The 14892-nt window shown below is 66.0% G+C and carries 15 protein-coding genes; 11 read left to right on the top strand and 4 right to left on the bottom strand.

The window, feature by feature from the left end:
* The first annotated feature begins 17 nt into the window (after positions 1 to 17).
* Positions 18 to 1013 (top strand): GlxA family transcriptional regulator, encoded by a 996-nt coding sequence (locus ACIBW7_RS08320; RefSeq protein WP_397045335.1) that lies wholly within the window; start codon positions 18 to 20, stop codon positions 1011 to 1013.
* A 33-nt stretch (positions 1014 to 1046) separates the two neighbouring features.
* On the opposite strand, the gene ACIBW7_RS08315 is transcribed toward ACIBW7_RS08320, so the two are convergent.
* Complete coding sequence (locus tag ACIBW7_RS08315) at positions 1047 to 2516, bottom strand: alpha/beta hydrolase (protein ID WP_397045333.1); 1470 nt, start codon at positions 2514 to 2516, stop codon at positions 1047 to 1049.
* Between the two features lie 178 nt (positions 2517 to 2694).
* Here ACIBW7_RS08315 and ACIBW7_RS08310 point away from each other — a divergent pair, with 178 nt between their 5' ends.
* From ACIBW7_RS08310 to ruvB, 4 genes are all read left to right on the top strand, one after another.
* Positions 2695 to 3180 (top strand): MmpS family transport accessory protein, encoded by a 486-nt coding sequence (locus tag ACIBW7_RS08310; RefSeq protein WP_387284711.1) that lies wholly within the window; start codon positions 2695 to 2697, stop codon positions 3178 to 3180.
* 95 nt (positions 3181 to 3275) lie between these two features.
* Complete coding sequence (gene ruvC, locus ACIBW7_RS08305) at positions 3276 to 3845, top strand: crossover junction endodeoxyribonuclease RuvC (protein WP_040692394.1); 570 nt, start codon at positions 3276 to 3278, stop codon at positions 3843 to 3845.
* Positions 3842 to 4447 carry a Holliday junction branch migration protein RuvA gene (ruvA, locus tag ACIBW7_RS08300; RefSeq protein WP_040692392.1) on the top strand — a complete coding sequence of 202 codons (606 nt, stop codon included), beginning with the start codon at positions 3842 to 3844 and terminating at the stop codon, positions 4445 to 4447. Before ruvC ends, ruvA begins: the two co-directional genes overlap by 4 nt.
* Before the next feature lie 6 nt (positions 4448 to 4453).
* Positions 4454 to 5539 carry a Holliday junction branch migration DNA helicase RuvB gene (ruvB, locus tag ACIBW7_RS08295; RefSeq protein WP_397045330.1) on the top strand — a complete coding sequence of 362 codons (1086 nt, stop codon included), beginning with the start codon at positions 4454 to 4456 and terminating at the stop codon, positions 5537 to 5539.
* Between the two features lie 7 nt (positions 5540 to 5546).
* On the opposite strand, the gene ACIBW7_RS08290 is transcribed toward ruvB, so the two are convergent.
* Together ACIBW7_RS08290 and ACIBW7_RS08285 are read right to left on the bottom strand one after the other, a co-directional pair.
* Complete coding sequence (locus tag ACIBW7_RS08290) at positions 5547 to 6110, bottom strand: DivIVA domain-containing protein (RefSeq protein ID WP_397045328.1); 564 nt, start codon at positions 6108 to 6110, stop codon at positions 5547 to 5549.
* Between the two features lie 158 nt (positions 6111 to 6268).
* Positions 6269 to 6919 carry a TetR/AcrR family transcriptional regulator gene (locus tag ACIBW7_RS08285; protein ID WP_397045326.1) on the bottom strand — a complete coding sequence of 217 codons (651 nt, stop codon included), beginning with the start codon at positions 6917 to 6919 and terminating at the stop codon, positions 6269 to 6271.
* Positions 6920 to 7016: 97 nt separating this feature from the next.
* On the opposite strand from ACIBW7_RS08285, the gene ACIBW7_RS08280 reads away from it, so the two are divergent.
* The 6 genes from ACIBW7_RS08280 to ACIBW7_RS08255 all read left to right on the top strand — a co-directional run bounded on the left by ACIBW7_RS08280 (position 7017) and on the right by ACIBW7_RS08255 (position 14438).
* Positions 7017 to 8507, top strand: coding sequence for a flavin-containing monooxygenase (locus ACIBW7_RS08280; protein WP_397045325.1), 1491 nt, complete (start codon positions 7017 to 7019; stop codon positions 8505 to 8507).
* A 182-nt stretch (positions 8508 to 8689) separates the two neighbouring features.
* A complete protein-coding gene (yajC, locus tag ACIBW7_RS08275) occupies positions 8690 to 9037 on the top strand; it encodes a preprotein translocase subunit YajC (RefSeq protein WP_397045323.1) in 348 nt (115 codons plus the stop codon).
* 114 nt (positions 9038 to 9151) lie between these two features.
* Entirely contained in the window at positions 9152 to 10903 is a 1752-nt protein-coding gene (secD, locus tag ACIBW7_RS08270; protein WP_397045321.1) for a protein translocase subunit SecD, read from the top strand.
* Positions 10900 to 12096 carry a protein translocase subunit SecF gene (gene secF, locus ACIBW7_RS08265; RefSeq protein WP_397045319.1) on the top strand — a complete coding sequence of 399 codons (1197 nt, stop codon included), beginning with the start codon at positions 10900 to 10902 and terminating at the stop codon, positions 12094 to 12096. Before secD ends, secF begins: the two co-directional genes overlap by 4 nt.
* 25 nt (positions 12097 to 12121) lie before the next feature.
* Positions 12122 to 13828, top strand: coding sequence for an ABC transporter substrate-binding protein (locus ACIBW7_RS08260; RefSeq protein ID WP_397045317.1), 1707 nt, complete (start codon positions 12122 to 12124; stop codon positions 13826 to 13828).
* A gap of 37 nt (positions 13829 to 13865) precedes the next feature.
* Entirely contained in the window at positions 13866 to 14438 is a 573-nt protein-coding gene (locus ACIBW7_RS08255; protein ID WP_397045315.1) for an adenine phosphoribosyltransferase, read from the top strand.
* Between the two features lie 40 nt (positions 14439 to 14478).
* Here the strand turns inward: ACIBW7_RS08255 and ACIBW7_RS08250 are convergent, their stop codons facing one another.
* The gene (locus tag ACIBW7_RS08250; RefSeq protein ID WP_397045313.1) at positions 14479 to 14694 is read right to left on the bottom strand and encodes a hypothetical protein; all 216 of its coding nucleotides are present in this window, start codon (positions 14692 to 14694) and stop codon (positions 14479 to 14481) included.
* Between the last annotated feature and the right edge of the window lie 198 nt (positions 14695 to 14892).

Below are 14892 nucleotides of genomic sequence, written 5' to 3'. Positions count from 1 at the left end.
TTCGATATGATCGTGCCATGGTCGCTACCGTGAATGGGCACTCGGCGCGACATCGCGTTGTCGTGCTCGCCTTGGACGGGGTATATCCGTTCGAACTCGGCATACCGAGCCGGGTCTTCGGCACCGCCGCGGACCTGTACGAAGTGAGCACCTGCTCGATCGATGGCGCACCGGTGCCGAGCCGGTCCGATTTCGCCATTGCCGTCCAGCACGACAGCCGGGCGCTGGCGACCGCCGACACGGTGGTCGTCCCGGCCTGCGATATCGATATGACCCTCGATGGCACGCTGCAGCCCCCGGTGGCCGCGGCGTTCGCCCGCATCCGGTCCGGCACCCGCATCGTTTCGATTTGCACCGGGGCTTTCGTGACCGCCGCCGCCGGACTGCTCGACGGTCGACCCGCGACGACGCACTGGAATGTGGCCGAACTGTTCCGGCGCACCTTTCCGCGGGTGCTACTGAATACCGATGTCCTCTACGTAGACGACGATGACGTGCTCACCTCGGCGGGCGCGGCGGCAGGCATAGATCTCTGTCTGCACCTGGTGCGCCGCGACCACGGCAGTGCGGTCGCCAATACGGTGGCGCGCCGCTGCGTCATGCCGCCGTGGCGTGATGGCGGTCAGGCCCAATACATCGAACAGCCGGTGCCGCCGTCGACTTCGGCGGGCACCGCCGCCGCCAGGCACTGGGCCCTCGAGAATCTCCGATTGCCTTTGACCATGGACGATCTCGCCGTCCAGGCCCGAATGAGCAAGCGCACCTTCGCCCGTCGCTTCCGCGACGAGGTCGGCATGAGCCCGGGCCGCTGGCTCATCCAACAGCGCGTCTTCCGCGCCCGCCAACTACTCGAATCGACTGATATGACCGTGGACCGCATCGCAGGCGAGGTCGGCTTCGCCACCGGGAGCTCACTACGCCAACATCTGCACGATTCCATCGGCGTATCACCGCTGGCCTATCGCCGAACCTTCCGCGCCGAGTCGGTCGTACCGGCCGAAGTCCTGGGCTGAGCGCGGCTCGATTCATCGACCGCGCAATCGGTTTCAGGTCGCGTCGGGCACCGGAAGACCGAGGCGGGCGACGATCCAGGGGAACGACGAGGTGAACGCGGCCGAGGCGAATTGCCAGGTGTGGCCGCCCTGGGTGGTGTGGATGGTGCAATCGATGCCGACCCCGTGGCCTGCGTCGCACAGCTTTTCGGCGGCGCCGACCTCACCGGTGTCGAAAACTCCGTCATGACCGCCCATGCCCACATTGTCGTCCTCGGCGGCTGCGGATTGTTGGCGTGCGCCATGGGATCCCGGACCGGATTTGGGTGGGGTGAGATCGTCGAACAGGCCCGCCGTACCCGTGTAGGGACCGTGTTGGGCCATAACGGTGAGCGGATCGAAGGCGGCCCAGCGGTCGGCGTCGCCGCCGAAAAGCCTTCGGATCGTTTGTTCCTTATTGCCCGAGGCCGGGCCGAGATCGCCCGCGATATCGACGAAGGTGCGCACCAATTCGGGGTGCATGACCGCCAGGTCGACCGCGCAGGTGCCGCCCATGGACCAGCCGACAACCGCCCAGTTCGCCGGATCCGCCGAGGCGCCGAAGCGAGATTCGAGATAGCTGGGCACATCTCGGGTCAGATGGTCGGCGGCATCGCCGCGCGGACCGTTCACGCATTCGGTGTCATTGTTGAAACTGCCGCTGGAATCGACGAAGACGAGGATCGGGGCGCGGCCGCCGTTGGCGGCGGTGAACTTGTCCACCTCGGGCATGATCTGACCGCTGCGGATCCAGTCGGCGGGCGTATTGAATTCGCCGCCGATCATCATGACGACCGGCAGTGTCGGCGGCGTCGGACCGGCGAACCAGGCCGGTGGCAAGTACACGTATTCGGTTCGATGCGGAAAACCGCTGCCCGCGTCCGGAATCTGCACCGGCACGATCTTGCCCGTGCTGACATCGGTATTGCGCAGTCCGGGCAGCGCATCGATATCGGTCTGATTCGGCAGCGGACCCGCGGTGAGCGCACTCCACGCGGACTGCACGGTGGGGTAGTAGCCTACCCACTGGTTGAGCACGACGCCGGTGCTCAACAGTGCCAGCGGTATCGCGAGCACCGAGACGCCACGCCGCCACCACTTGGCACTGCGCCAGCCGAGCGCGGTGACCGCGATCGCCGCGACCGCGACGCCGACACAGGCCCACAACTCGACCGGCGCCGGATCCGAGGCGAGCCCCTGATCGTTCACATACGCCCACGCGGCCACTGCACCCGCCGCACCGAGCACCACGCAGACCGGCAGCAGCACCAGCCGCCAGCGCCGGGTCCGCCAGCCGATCGCCAGGATCAACGCGGCCACCGCGACCAGTTCGACGGTCACCGGCAGCCAGCCGTGTAGCAGCGATATGCCGTGATGAAAGCCGTTCTGATAGTTCGGATTCAGATTCGCCGAAGGCAGCCGCGGTGGTGGCGGCGGTGTCACGGGGGTCGCGGGTGCGGCGAGCGGGGCACGGACTACGGGCACCTACGGCATTGTCGAGACCGTTCCTCGAGAAAGCCTGTGAATTCGCTCCGATGAACCTGGGCGACCCTGAAACGCTGGGTCGATCGCATGTCGATAACCGCACAGGTGAACTCGGGCTCCGAACCTCTTGTCCGGTAAAGTTCAGTAGCTGGTCGTGCAGGATTCAGGAGGGGTGCACATGACTTATCAACCACCGCCGCAGTACCCGGGTTATCCGGGGCAGGGGTATCCGGGCTACCCGGGATATCCGCCGCAGCCGCCGAAGGGCAAGCCGGTGTGGCCGTGGGTGCTCGGCGGTGTCTTCCTGGCGATCGTGCTCACCGTCGGTGGCTGCGTCGCGGTATTCGGATCCATCGCCTACCGGCTCGACAAGGAGTCGAAGAAGGAAACCTCGATCACCTACGAGGTCTCGGGCTCCGGCACCGCCGATATCTCCTACAACAGTGGTGATTTCGATACCGCGAATGCCAACGACGCACCGCTGCCGTGGACCAAGGCCGTGACCGTGACCGGATACGTCCGCACGGGCCGGGTGTCGGCGACTGTCAGCGGATCCAGTGGCGGCACGGTGACCTGCCGAATCCTGCAGGACGGCAAGGTGGTCGTCGAGGATTCGGACTCCGGCACGTACGCGTATGTGAGCTGCTACCACTCGTTCGACTAGCCGAATCCCGGACGGGCATCGTGTCGTTGGTGCAGGCCGCCCGCGTCGTCCACTAGACTCTCGAACAGTTGTTCGTGCCTTCGAGAGGGGATCGTGTGCGGGTGATGGGCGTCGACCCGGGACTCACCCGGTGCGGCCTCAGCATCGTCGAGGGCGGGCTGGGGCGGAAGGTGACGGCGCTCGACGTCGACGTGGTGCGCACCCCCGCGGATATGGACCTGGCACACCGGCTGATGGGCGTCGCCGACGTCGCCGAACACTGGATGGATACGCATAAACCCGATGCGGTCGCGATCGAGCGGGTATTCGCGCAGCACAATGTGCGGACTGCCATGGGCACCGCCCAAGCCGGCGGCGTGATCGCACTCGCCGCCGCGCGCCGAGGGATACCCGTGGCCTTCCATACCCCGAGTGAGGTGAAGGCCGCCGTCACCGGCAACGGCACGGCGGACAAGGCGCAAGTGACCGCGATGGTGACGCGTATCCTCGGCCTCCAGGTCGCGCCGAAACCGGCGGATGCGGCCGATGCGCTGGCCCTGGCGATCTGTCATTGTTGGCGGGCGCCGCTGATGGCGCGGATGGCGGAGGCGGAGGCGCGCGCCGCCGAGGCACAACGGCGGTATACACAGCGGCTTGCCGAACAACGGAAGGTGGTGCGCGGGTGATCGCGTCGGTACGCGGTGAGGTGCTCGAGATCGCGCTCGATCATGTGGTGATCGAGGCGGCGGGCGTGGGCTACCGGCTCAATGTCACCCCGGCGACGCTGTCCACCCTGACCCGCGGCGAGGAGTCCCGGCTGTTCACGGCGATGATCGTGCGCGAGGATTCGATGACGCTGTTCGGATTCGCCGATACCGAATCCCGTGACCTGTTCGGCCTTTTGCAGACCGTCTCCGGAGTCGGGCCCCGGCTGGCCATGGCGGTACTCGCGGTGCTCGAGCCCGAGGCGTTGCGCAAGGCGCTGGCGGAGAGCAATGTCGCGGCCCTGACCCGGGTGCCCGGCATCGGCAAGCGCGGGGCCGAGCGGATGGTTGTCGAGTTGCGCGACAAGGTGAATCTTGTTCCGGTGCAGGCAGGTCCGCCCGGCAGTACGCCGACGCCGGTGCTCACACCGGTGCGCGAGCAGGTTGTCGAGGCGCTGGTCGGACTCGGATTCCCGGTCAAACAGGCCGAACCCGCGGTCGATGCGGTACTCGCTGAAAATCCCGCCGCCGATACGTCGAAGGCGCTGCGCGCTGCGCTCGGCTCGCTGGGGAAGAATCGGTAAGACGTCATGGATCACGATCCCGAACCGGACGCCGAATCCCAGGTCAGCGCAAGCTATCTCAAGTCCGATGGTGATATCGAGGCCAGTCTGCGCCCGAAGTCCCTGGACGATTTCATCGGCCAGCCGCGCGTCCGTGAACAGCTCGCGTTGGTGCTGCGCGGCGCCAAACAGCGCGGCGGTACCCCGGACCATGTGCTGCTGTCCGGTCCGCCCGGGCTCGGTAAGACCAGTATGGCGATGATCATTGCCGCCGAACTCGGTACGGCGCTGCGCATTACCTCTGGTCCGGCGCTGGAACGCGCGGGCGATCTCGCCGCGATGCTGAGCAATCTGGTCGAGGGCGATGTGCTGTTCATCGATGAGATCCACCGGATTGCCCGGCCCGCCGAGGAGATGCTCTACCTCGCCATGGAGGATTTCCGCGTCGACGTGGTCGTCGGGAAAGGTCCTGGGGCAACGTCGATTCCGCTGGACATCGCGCCGTTCACGCTGGTCGGCGCGACCACCCGCTCCGGTGCGCTCACCGGTCCGCTGCGCGATCGCTTCGGCTTCACCGGCCATATGGATTTCTACGATCCCGAAGAACTCCTGCGCATTCTGCTGCGCTCGGCCCATATTCTCGGTGTGACCATCGACCGCGATGCCGCCGCCGAGATCGCAGGCCGCTCCCGCGGCACCCCCCGCATCGCAAACCGCCTGCTGCGCCGCGTCCGCGATTACGCCGAGGTTCGTGCCGACGGCGTGATCACCCGTCCCATCGCGCAGGCCGCACTCGAGGTCTACGACGTGGATGTCCTCGGCCTGGACCGCCTCGACCGCGCCGTCCTCGGCGCGCTGGTCCGCAGCTTCGGCGGTGGGCCCGTTGGTGTTTCGACCCTCGCGGTCGCCGTGGGGGAGGAGGCCGCGACCGTCGAAGAGGTCTGCGAGCCGTTCCTCGTCCGGGCCGGCATGGTGGCCCGCACCCCGCGCGGCCGCGTCGCCACCGCCGCCGCCTGGGAACATCTTGGCCTCGTGCCGCCGCCCGATCTCGTCTTCGGCTCCATCGAAGTCCGCGGCCGCGAACCCCACCCCACCCTCGATCTCTTCGACTGACCGTGGTCTAGCGGTGGTTGTGCTCGAGGGCAGTGATGACTAGATCCAGGAAGGCGTCGACCTCGTCACGGCTGTAGCCGCGCGTGCCGAGGCGGGCCTCGGTGAAGCGGACGGCGCGGACGTCGGTGACGGTCAGGCTGCCGGGACCGCCGTGGGCGAGGGTGGCCGCGACCAGGTCGAGGAAGGCATCGACTTCTTCGGTGTCGTAGCCGCGGCGGCCGACAGCGGCCTGGGTGAACTGCATGCGGTGCACATCGTCGGGAGTGAGCAATGCGGCGGGCCCGGAACCATTGCCGCCGACGGGGACCGGGCGGGAGCCGCGCTGGCGGAATTCCAGTTCCACGCGGACCCGGTCCAGGAATTCGTCGACCTGATCGGCCTGATAGCCGCGGCCGCCGAAGCGCGGGGCGTCGAAGGCGACGTGCCGGATATCGTCGGCGGTCAGTACACCCTGACCGGCCAATGTCGCCGAGACCAGTTCCAGGAACGCGTCGACCTCATCGGCGTGGTAGCCGCGGTGCCCCAAAGGTGGCATGGCGAAGTGGATTCGGCTCACGTCGTCGGGGGTCACCCGCGATATTGTTCCAGGGGCGCTGCCCTGCTCGCGTCGAATGCGGTTTTTTCGAACTAGGCGGTCTCTGCCGAACACGTTGTGCCCCCGTTGGCCGGTCGATCCGGGTCCACCCTAGCCGGAATCGGTTCAGGTAGCCGCTGGAGATTTGCCGGTTTTCAGTCCCTGCGCACGCCGTCGATCAGCAGCCGCCGGATCGCCTCGTTCAACTCTTGCACCGCGGCCTCGTCCGGATTGCGCAGCCCGTGCACGATCCCCGCGAGCAGCATGCCGGTCACTGCCTTGGCGGTGTACTTGGTGTCGAGATCCGCACGCAGATAACCGAGTTCGACACCGTGCGACAGATAGCTCGCGGTGAGCGCGTCGGCCATATCGAGCAGACCGTAGAGCCGGGCGGTGAGTTCGTCATCGATGCCGGTGGCATGGAACAGCAGCAGTTGGGCCACCCGGCGGTCGTCTACGAGGATCCGGGTGAGCGCGGCGCCGATGCGGTCGACCTGGGCGCGATATTCGTCAAGGGAGGTGGCGGCGTCGGGTGCGTTGTCGGTGCCGAGCGCCTCGATGATCCGGGCGGCCAGGTCGTCGATGACCACGTCGATGATCTCGCGCTTATTACTGAAGTACCGGTAGAAGGTGCCGTGGCCGATGCCCAATTCATTGGCGATATCGGCGATGCCGGTGGCGTGATAGCCCTTCTCGGCGAAGCAGACGAAGGCGGTGTCGATGATTTCCTGCCGCAGTTCGGCCTTGCGTCGCTGGATCGCATTTCCGGCCGCTGGGCGGGGCGCACGCGTGGATGGCTTCGTCACCTGTCCGATGATACGGTGTTCACAAACGGAATGATGTGTCATTCCGTGAGGAATGATTACTACATTCCCGATGGAATGTTTAAGCAGGAGGTTCGACGTGGCGCCTCAATACGACGCGGTCGTGATCGGTGCGGGATTCGGCGGCATGGGAGCGGGTATCGAGCTCGACCGGCTGGGTCTGAGCAATTTCGTCATTCTGGAGCGGGAGGCCGACCTGGGCGGCACCTGGCATGTCAATCACTACCCGGGTCTCGCGGTCGATATCGCCTCGGTGACCTACTCGTATTCCTTCGAGCCCAATCCGTATTGGACGCGTCTGTTCGCGCCGGGCAAGGAGCTGAAGAAGTACGCCGCCCACGTCGCCGACAAGTACGGCCTGCGCCGCCGGATGCGGTTCGGCACCGTGGTGGACGGCGCGCGGTGGGACGAGGAGCACCAGCACTGGGTCGTCTCCATCGCGGGCGGTGAAACCGTCACCGGCCGTTACCTTCTCACCGCCACCGGCTTCCTGTCCCAGCCCTACACGCCGCCGTTTCCCGGCATCGATTCCTTCGCGGGCAAGATCATCCACACCACCGCGTGGGAGGACGATTTCGACCTCTCGGGTCGCAGGGCCGCCATTATCGGCACCGGCGCCACCGCCGTGCAGCTGATTCCCGAGGCCGCGAAGAAGACCAAGGAACTCACCGTGTTCCAGCGCACCCCGATCTGGGTCGTGCCGAAGATCGACACTGCGATTCCCGCGCCGGTGCAGAAGCTGTTCGCGCGCGTGCCCGCCACTCAGAAGGCCGCCCGGCTGGTCAACACCAGCATGCTCGAGGCGCTCATGGTGGTCGGCGTACTGCACTTCAAGCAGGCCAAGCCGCTGAATATGGCCGCGGGCGTACTCGCCAAGGCGCATCTGCGTGCCCAGGTGCGCGACAAGCAGATTCGCAAGCAGCTCACCCCGCACTACGACTTCGGCTGCAAGCGCCCCACCTTCTCCAACCAGTACTTCAAGACGTTCAACCAGCCCAATGTCCGGTTGGAGACCAATTCGATCGATCACATCGAGGCCGATGGCATCGTCACCGCCGACGGACACAAGACCGAGATCGATACCCTGATCCTGGCCACCGGCTTCAATCTGTGGGATGTGAATTTCCCGGCCATCGAGATCATCGGTCGCAACGGCGTCGATCTCGGAAAGTTCTGGCGCGACAACCGTTTCCAGGCCTACGAGGGCATCACCGTGCCGAAGTTCCCGAACTTCCTCAGCCTCAACAGCCCGTACTCCTACAGCGGCCTGTCCTACTTCACCACCATCGAGGCCCAGATGAAGCACATGGGCCGGTTGCTCGGTGAGATGTTCCGGCGCGGCGAGACCACCTTCGAGGTGACCGAGCAGGCCAACACCCGGTTCCTGGACCGCGTCACCGAGAAGTTGGGTTCCTCGGTGTTCTACGGCGGTGACTGCGCGACCGCGCGCAGCTACTACTTCAACCAGCACGGCGAGGCCGCGCTACTGCGCCCGACCAGCACCGTCAATGCCCATCGCGAGGCGGTCAGCTTCCCGCTCGACGACTACACCTACGGCAAGACCGCCTAGAACGGCCCCGTTGCGCAGCCCCGCGACCCTCGCTCGGTCGCGGGGCTCGTGCTGTCCCGGGGCGGCTCGAGATCCGGATTCCGGGACTCGAGGGTGTGCCGGTGTGGTGGCGACGACATGAGCTGGCAGACTGTTGGGGTAATAGCCCATTCCCACCCACAGACTAGGGACTGACTTCGACGATGGAACTTCTGTTTCCGCTCCTACTGGTAGCCCTGCTCGTGCCCATGTTCCTCGGTGTGCGCCGCCAGAAGCGCGAGGCCGAGAAGGTCACGTCCATGCAGGAAAGCCTGAAGGTCGGCGATCAGGTCACCACCACGTCGGGTCTGTACGGAACCGTGGTCGATCTCGACGACACCACGGTCGATCTCGAGATCGCCGAGGACGTCGTCACCACGTGGTTGCGTCAGGCCATCCGCGATGTGCGCACCGAGGACGAGACCACGGATGAGACCGTGACCGACGAGACCGAGGCCGGTGCCGTCGAGGAGTCCGCGGAGCAGACCGAGACCCGGCTGACCAAGGACTGATCGGTTTATAGGTGGGCCCGCGTGCTGCAGATCGCCGCGGGCCATCCGTCCGGGTGCCCGGCCGTGCGCGCCCGCCTGTTCCACCCTCGACTTCCGCCTAGGAGATGACGAACTGTGCCACCTTCCCAGGGATCGGCGCATCCGCTCCGGTTGCTCGGCGTCTACGCCGTGCTGCTGGCCGTGATCTATGCGCTGGTGTTCTTCACCGGTGACCATTCCCCGACCCCCAAGCTCGGCATCGACCTGCAGGGTGGTACTCGCGTCACATTGACCGCGCGCACCCCCGACGGCAGCAAGCCCAGCCAGGACAGCCTGCGCCGGGCGCAGACGATCATCGAGAACCGCGTCAACGGTCTCGGTGTTTCGGGCTCCGAGGTCGTCATCGACGGCGACAACCTGGTGATCACGGTTCCGGGTGACGACGGCGGCCAGGCCAAGGCGCTGGCGACGACCGCCAAGCTCTACATCCGTCCGGTGCTGTCGGCGGTGCCCGCCGTCGGCGGCAAGGCCACGCCACAGACGGGTACCGCGGGGACGGCGGGGACGGCGGGGACGGCGACACCGGGCACTGTGCCGGATACCACTCAGCTCAACCCTGATGGCACCGTGCCGACCCAGCCCGCGCCCACCACCGAGGCGGCACCGACCACGGAGTCCGCGCCCGCGGCGGAGTCGACCCCGCAGCCGCGCGTCTTCCCCGCGCAGGCCCCGACTTCGCCGCCGGCCCCGCCCGGCGGCCTGACGCCGCAGGAGCAGGCGAAGAAGGAGATCGCGGACGCCAAGGCGGTCAGGCAGAGCACCGATCCCACGGTGCAGCAGGCCGCGATGGCCGCGATCGACTGCACCAAGTCCGACCCGCTCGCCGGTAACGACGATCCGAATCTGCCGCTGGTCGCCTGCTCCACCGACGGCAAGGAAATCTTGCTGCTGGACAAGAGTCGCATCGACGGCCAGGAGATCAAGGACGCCACCTCCGGACTCAACCAGCAGCAGGCGCGCCACGAGGTGAACCTCGAATTCAAATCCGGTGGTAGCGATGCATGGGCCTCGCTGACCGGTGAATACATCAACAAGCGGGTCGCATTCGTACTCGACTCGAAGGTGGTCAGCGCGCCGGTCGTGCAGTCGGGTCCGCAGCAGGGCGGTCGTACCACCATCTCCGGTAGCTTCACTGCCGCCAGCGCCAAGGAACTCGCGAACACCCTGAAGTACGGTTCGCTGCCGCTGTCGTTCCAGACCTCCGAGGCCGAGACGGTTTCGGCGACGCTGGGCCTGTCCTCGTTGCGCGCGGGTCTGCTCGCGGGTGCGATCGGTCTCGCGGTAGTGCTGCTGTACTGCTTGCTCTATTACCGGATGCTCGGCTTCCTCGCCGGATTCTCGCTGATCGCCTCGGGTGTGGCGGTATACGGCATCATCGTGCTGCTCGGCCGGTGGATCGGATTCACGCTGGACCTGGCCGGTATCGCCGGTTTGATCATCGGTATCGGTCTGACCGCCGACTCCTTTGTGGTGTTCTTCGAACGTATCAAGGATGAAATGCGCGAGGGGCGCAGCTTCCGTTCGGCGGTGCCGCGCGGTTGGCAGCGGGCCCAGCGCACCAACCTTTCCGGTAAGACCGTCAGCCTCATCGCCTCGGTGGTGCTCTACATCCTGGCCGCCGGTCAGGTGAAGGGCTTCGCGTTCACCCTCGGTATCACCACCGTCCTCGACGTGATCGTGCTGTACCTGGTGACCGCGCCGCTGATGATGCTGGCCTCGCGCTCGTCGTTCTGGGCGAAGCCGTCGGTCAACGGGCTCGGTGCGATTCAGGAAGTGGCTAGGGAGCGTAGGGCCGGCGAGGCGCTGGTTAAGGAGACGGCACGATGACGAACTCGACCCTGGAGCCGTTCGCCGACGAGGTGAGCGATTTCGAGACGCCCAAGCACAGCATCTTCGAGCGCCTCTACACCGGTACCGGCGGATTCAAGATCGTCAGTCGGCGGCGTTTCTACTACGCGCTGACCGCGGCTTTCGTGCTGATCTCGTTGCTGAGCATCGGAATTCGCGGATTCACCCTCGGCATCGACTTCGCGGGCGGCTCGCGCATCCAGTTGCCCGCGGCGGGTACGGCCACCACGCAGAAGGTCGAGGATATCTACTCCCAGACCATCGGCCACGCCCCGGTGACGGTGCAGAAGGTGGGTTCCGGTTCGGCGGAGACCATCCAGGTCCGCTCGGACACGTTGAGCGCGACCCAAACCGACGCGCTGCAGTCCGCGCTGTTCAATGCCTTCCAGCCGAAGGACAAGGACGGCAACGTTTCGCGCAACGCGATCAGTATCGCCGAGATCAGCGAGACCTGGGGTAGCGAGATCACCAAGAAGGCCTTGATCGCGCTGGTCGTGTTCATCGCACTCACCATGGTCTATATCGCGATCCGCTTCGAGCGGGATATGTCGATCGCGGCGATCGCCTCGCTGTTCTTCAACATGATCGTCACGGCGGGCATCTACTCGCTGGTCGGCTTCGAGGTGACACCCGCCGCGGTGATCGGTCTGCTGACCATCCTCGGTTACGTGCTCTACGACAATGTCGTCGTCTTCGACAAGGTCGAGGAGAACACCCGCGGTGTGGTCAATACGACCCGGCGCACCTATGCCGAACAGGCGAATCTCGCGGCGAACCAGACCTTGATGCGTTCGATCAACACCACGGTCATCGGCATCCTGCCTATTGTCGGCATGCTGGTGATCGCGGTGTGGCTGCTCGGCGTCGGCACGCTGAAGGATCTGGCGCTGGTGCAGCTGGTCGGCATGATCGTCGGCGCTTATTCGTCGATCTTCTTCGCGGTGCCGCTGCTGGTGTCGATCAAGGAGCGGTGGGGGCCGGTCGCGGCGCACACCAAGAAGGTGCTCAACAAGCGGGCCGGACTGGCGTCGGCGCGTGCGGGAGCCGAGGCGGAGCGGCGGGCGGTCGCGGCGACCGGCCGGGAGCTGGGGGCGCGTCCCGTGCGGGAACCTGGACAGGCGCCGCGTCCGGGCGCCCGGCCGAGCGGAAAGCGGAACAAGCGCAGGCACTGACAGCCGACGGCAGGGGTTTGCATATATGAAGCAGTCGCTAGCGGTACGTCTGATCGGAGCGGTGGCTGCGGGCACCGTTGCCGCCACGGTGATGGCCGGGTGCTCCAGCCAGAACCAGGTGCCCTCCATCGGCTATGCCGTCGACGCGGTGATCGCCACCTACAACGGCGGTACCACGCTCGGTGCGGGCACCGGCTCGGATGCGGTGTTCGCGCGGGTGCTGACCGGGTTCTTCTACACCGGACCGGACGGTCAGCAGGTCGCGGACACCGATGTCGGCACCGCGAAAGAGGTGCCGGGCGAGGCGCAGACGGTGCAGTACCGGCTCAATGCGGACGGGGTGTATTCCGACGGCGTGCCGACGTCATGTGACGATCTGGTGCTCGCCTGGGCCGCGCGCAGCGGCCGCTACACCAAACCCGGTGACCGCGGCCAGGTTCCGCTCTTCGATGCCGCGAGCACCGCCGGATACGCCGATATCGAACGGGTGGACTGTCAGCCGGGATCCAAGGACGCCACCGTCGTGTTCCGCGCCGACCACCACTACCTGCCGTGGCGCAACCTGTTCACCGCGGGTGAGTTGATGCCCGCGCATGTCGCCGCTCGGGTGGCGAATGTGCCGAATGTGGTGACGGCCGTGCAGACCGGTGATCAGGCTTCCCTGCAGCGGATTGCGGACTTCTGGAACAACGGGTGGACGATCGGCGCGGACAAGGTGGATCTCTCGCGGTTCCCGTCGTCGGGGCCGTATCGGATCGATTCCTACTCCGCCAAGGACGGTCTGGTGCTGGTCGCGAACGAGCGCTGGTGGGGCAATAAGCCCGAGACCGGGCGGATCGTGGTGTATCCGAAGACTGCCGACCTGAAGGCGAAGGTCGGCGACAATGCGGTCGGGGTCATCGATATCGGCGCCGGATCGGTAAAAGACATCAATCTGGACGGGTTTTCGGTGCGGACCGTGCCCGGGCGCGGTGCCGAGCAGTTGGTGCTCGCTACTTCGGGAGTGTTCGCCTCGGCCGACGCGCGGCGCGGTTTCGCATTTTGTGTGCCGCGCCAGGACCTGTTCGACAAGCTCGGCAAGGCCAAGGATGCGCCGAAGACGGGACTCGGCACGGCTGTGCTGAATTCTCGTATCACACAACAGGATTCACTGTACTACCCGAACGTCATCGGCGCGGCCGACAAGTACCGCGGCGGTGATGCGACCGCGGCGGCCGCGAGCGCCGGTGCGGCCAAGCCGACCATTCGGATCGGATATGTGAAGCCGGACGATCGACGCGCTCAGACCGTGCAGATGATCGCCGACGCATGCAAACCGGCCGGTATCAATGTGGTGGATGCCGGATCCGCCGATTTCACGCCGTCCCAGCTCACCGAGGGCAAAGTCGACGCCGTCCTCGGCAGCACCGCATCGGCCCCGGGTCCGGCCGGATCCGAGACCGGTGTGGCCGCTACCAGCGCGTTGCGCACCGGTAGCGGGCTCAATTTCGGCCGCTTCGGTAACGGCCGCTACGATTCGATCACCGATCAGCTTGCGGGCGACGACAACTCGACCACAACGCTGAATCTGCGCACCGAGGCCGAGAACCTGCTGTGGGCGGAGATGCCGAGCATTCCGTTGTTCGTCACACCCCGCACCATCGCGTTCGGCAACGGTCTGCAGAACGGCATAGCCGGGCCCACCCAGGCGGGCACCGGCTGGAACATGGACCGCTGGGTGTTGAAGCGGTGACAGGTGTTGGTGGGTGAGGAACCATGGAGAGGTGTCGATGAGCAAGCATGCGGCGGTGGAATCGGACGACGTCCTAGCCGAGCGGACAGGTAAGGCGGCCGAACTGGTCGAACGTCTGACCCGTTGGCGCGACGATTTCCCCTCTCCCGGCGTTCGCTTCGCCGATCTCACGCCGGTCTTTGCCGATCCGGAGGGTTTCCGGGCCGTCATCGACTGTCTCGCGGCGTGCGCGCCCGATGCCGATCTGGTTGCGGGCGTAGACGCTCGCGGATTCATCATCGGGGCCGGCGTTGCGGCGACGCTGGGAACCGGTGTCATGGCGGTGCGCAAGGCTGGGAAGTTGCCGCCGCCGGTCATCTCGCGTGAGTACAGCCTCGAGTACGGCACTGCGTCGCTCGAGATTCCGGCCGACGGTGTCGAGCTGAAGGGGCGGCGCATTCTGCTGCTCGACGATGTGCTGGCCACGGGCGGCACATTGGCTGCCGCAGCGGATCTGTTCCAGGCCGCCGGTGCCGAAATCATCGCGGCCGCAGTGGTTCTGGAGTTGGGTTTCCTCAACGGCCGGGATCGCCAGGGCGATTACCCGTTGACCTCGGTGGTGCGAGTCTAGGTCGTTCGGCTGCGGTGCTGGACCGGGTAGTCGAGGTGGGTTACTTGGTCGCCTGGGACGATTCGGGGGTTTTCCAGGATTCGGTGAGGTATTTCGCGCGGGCCGCGGTGACCTGGAACATGCGTTCCAGATCGCCCGGCGCGACTTCGATATCGCCGTTGCCGTACCAGTCGAACAGCGGTCCGACCTGGTCGGTGGGGTCGGCGATGAAGCCGTCCAGCGACATGGTGGCCGGGCCATGATTACCGCTGCCCATGATGGTGCTTCTCTGTCTACGTGTGGCGCTGTCGCCCATAGGTCGGAGCCGCCGCGGCGTTCCGGACACAGCGTGTGATCCGAATATCAGTGGCACAACATCCGCGGATGTGTTTAATCTAGATGGGTCTTATCCCCGTTGATCGGAGTCATGTCGTTGCTCTCATGAGGTAGCCACTCGGGCGGCCCGCATTCTGTG

Source organism: Nocardia sp. NPDC049526 (assembly GCF_044465765.1).
Lineage (GTDB): Bacteria > Actinomycetota > Actinomycetes > Mycobacteriales > Mycobacteriaceae > Nocardia.
The sequence above is the reverse complement of the archived record's forward strand: the minus strand, read 5'-3'. Positions and strand labels throughout refer to the sequence as shown.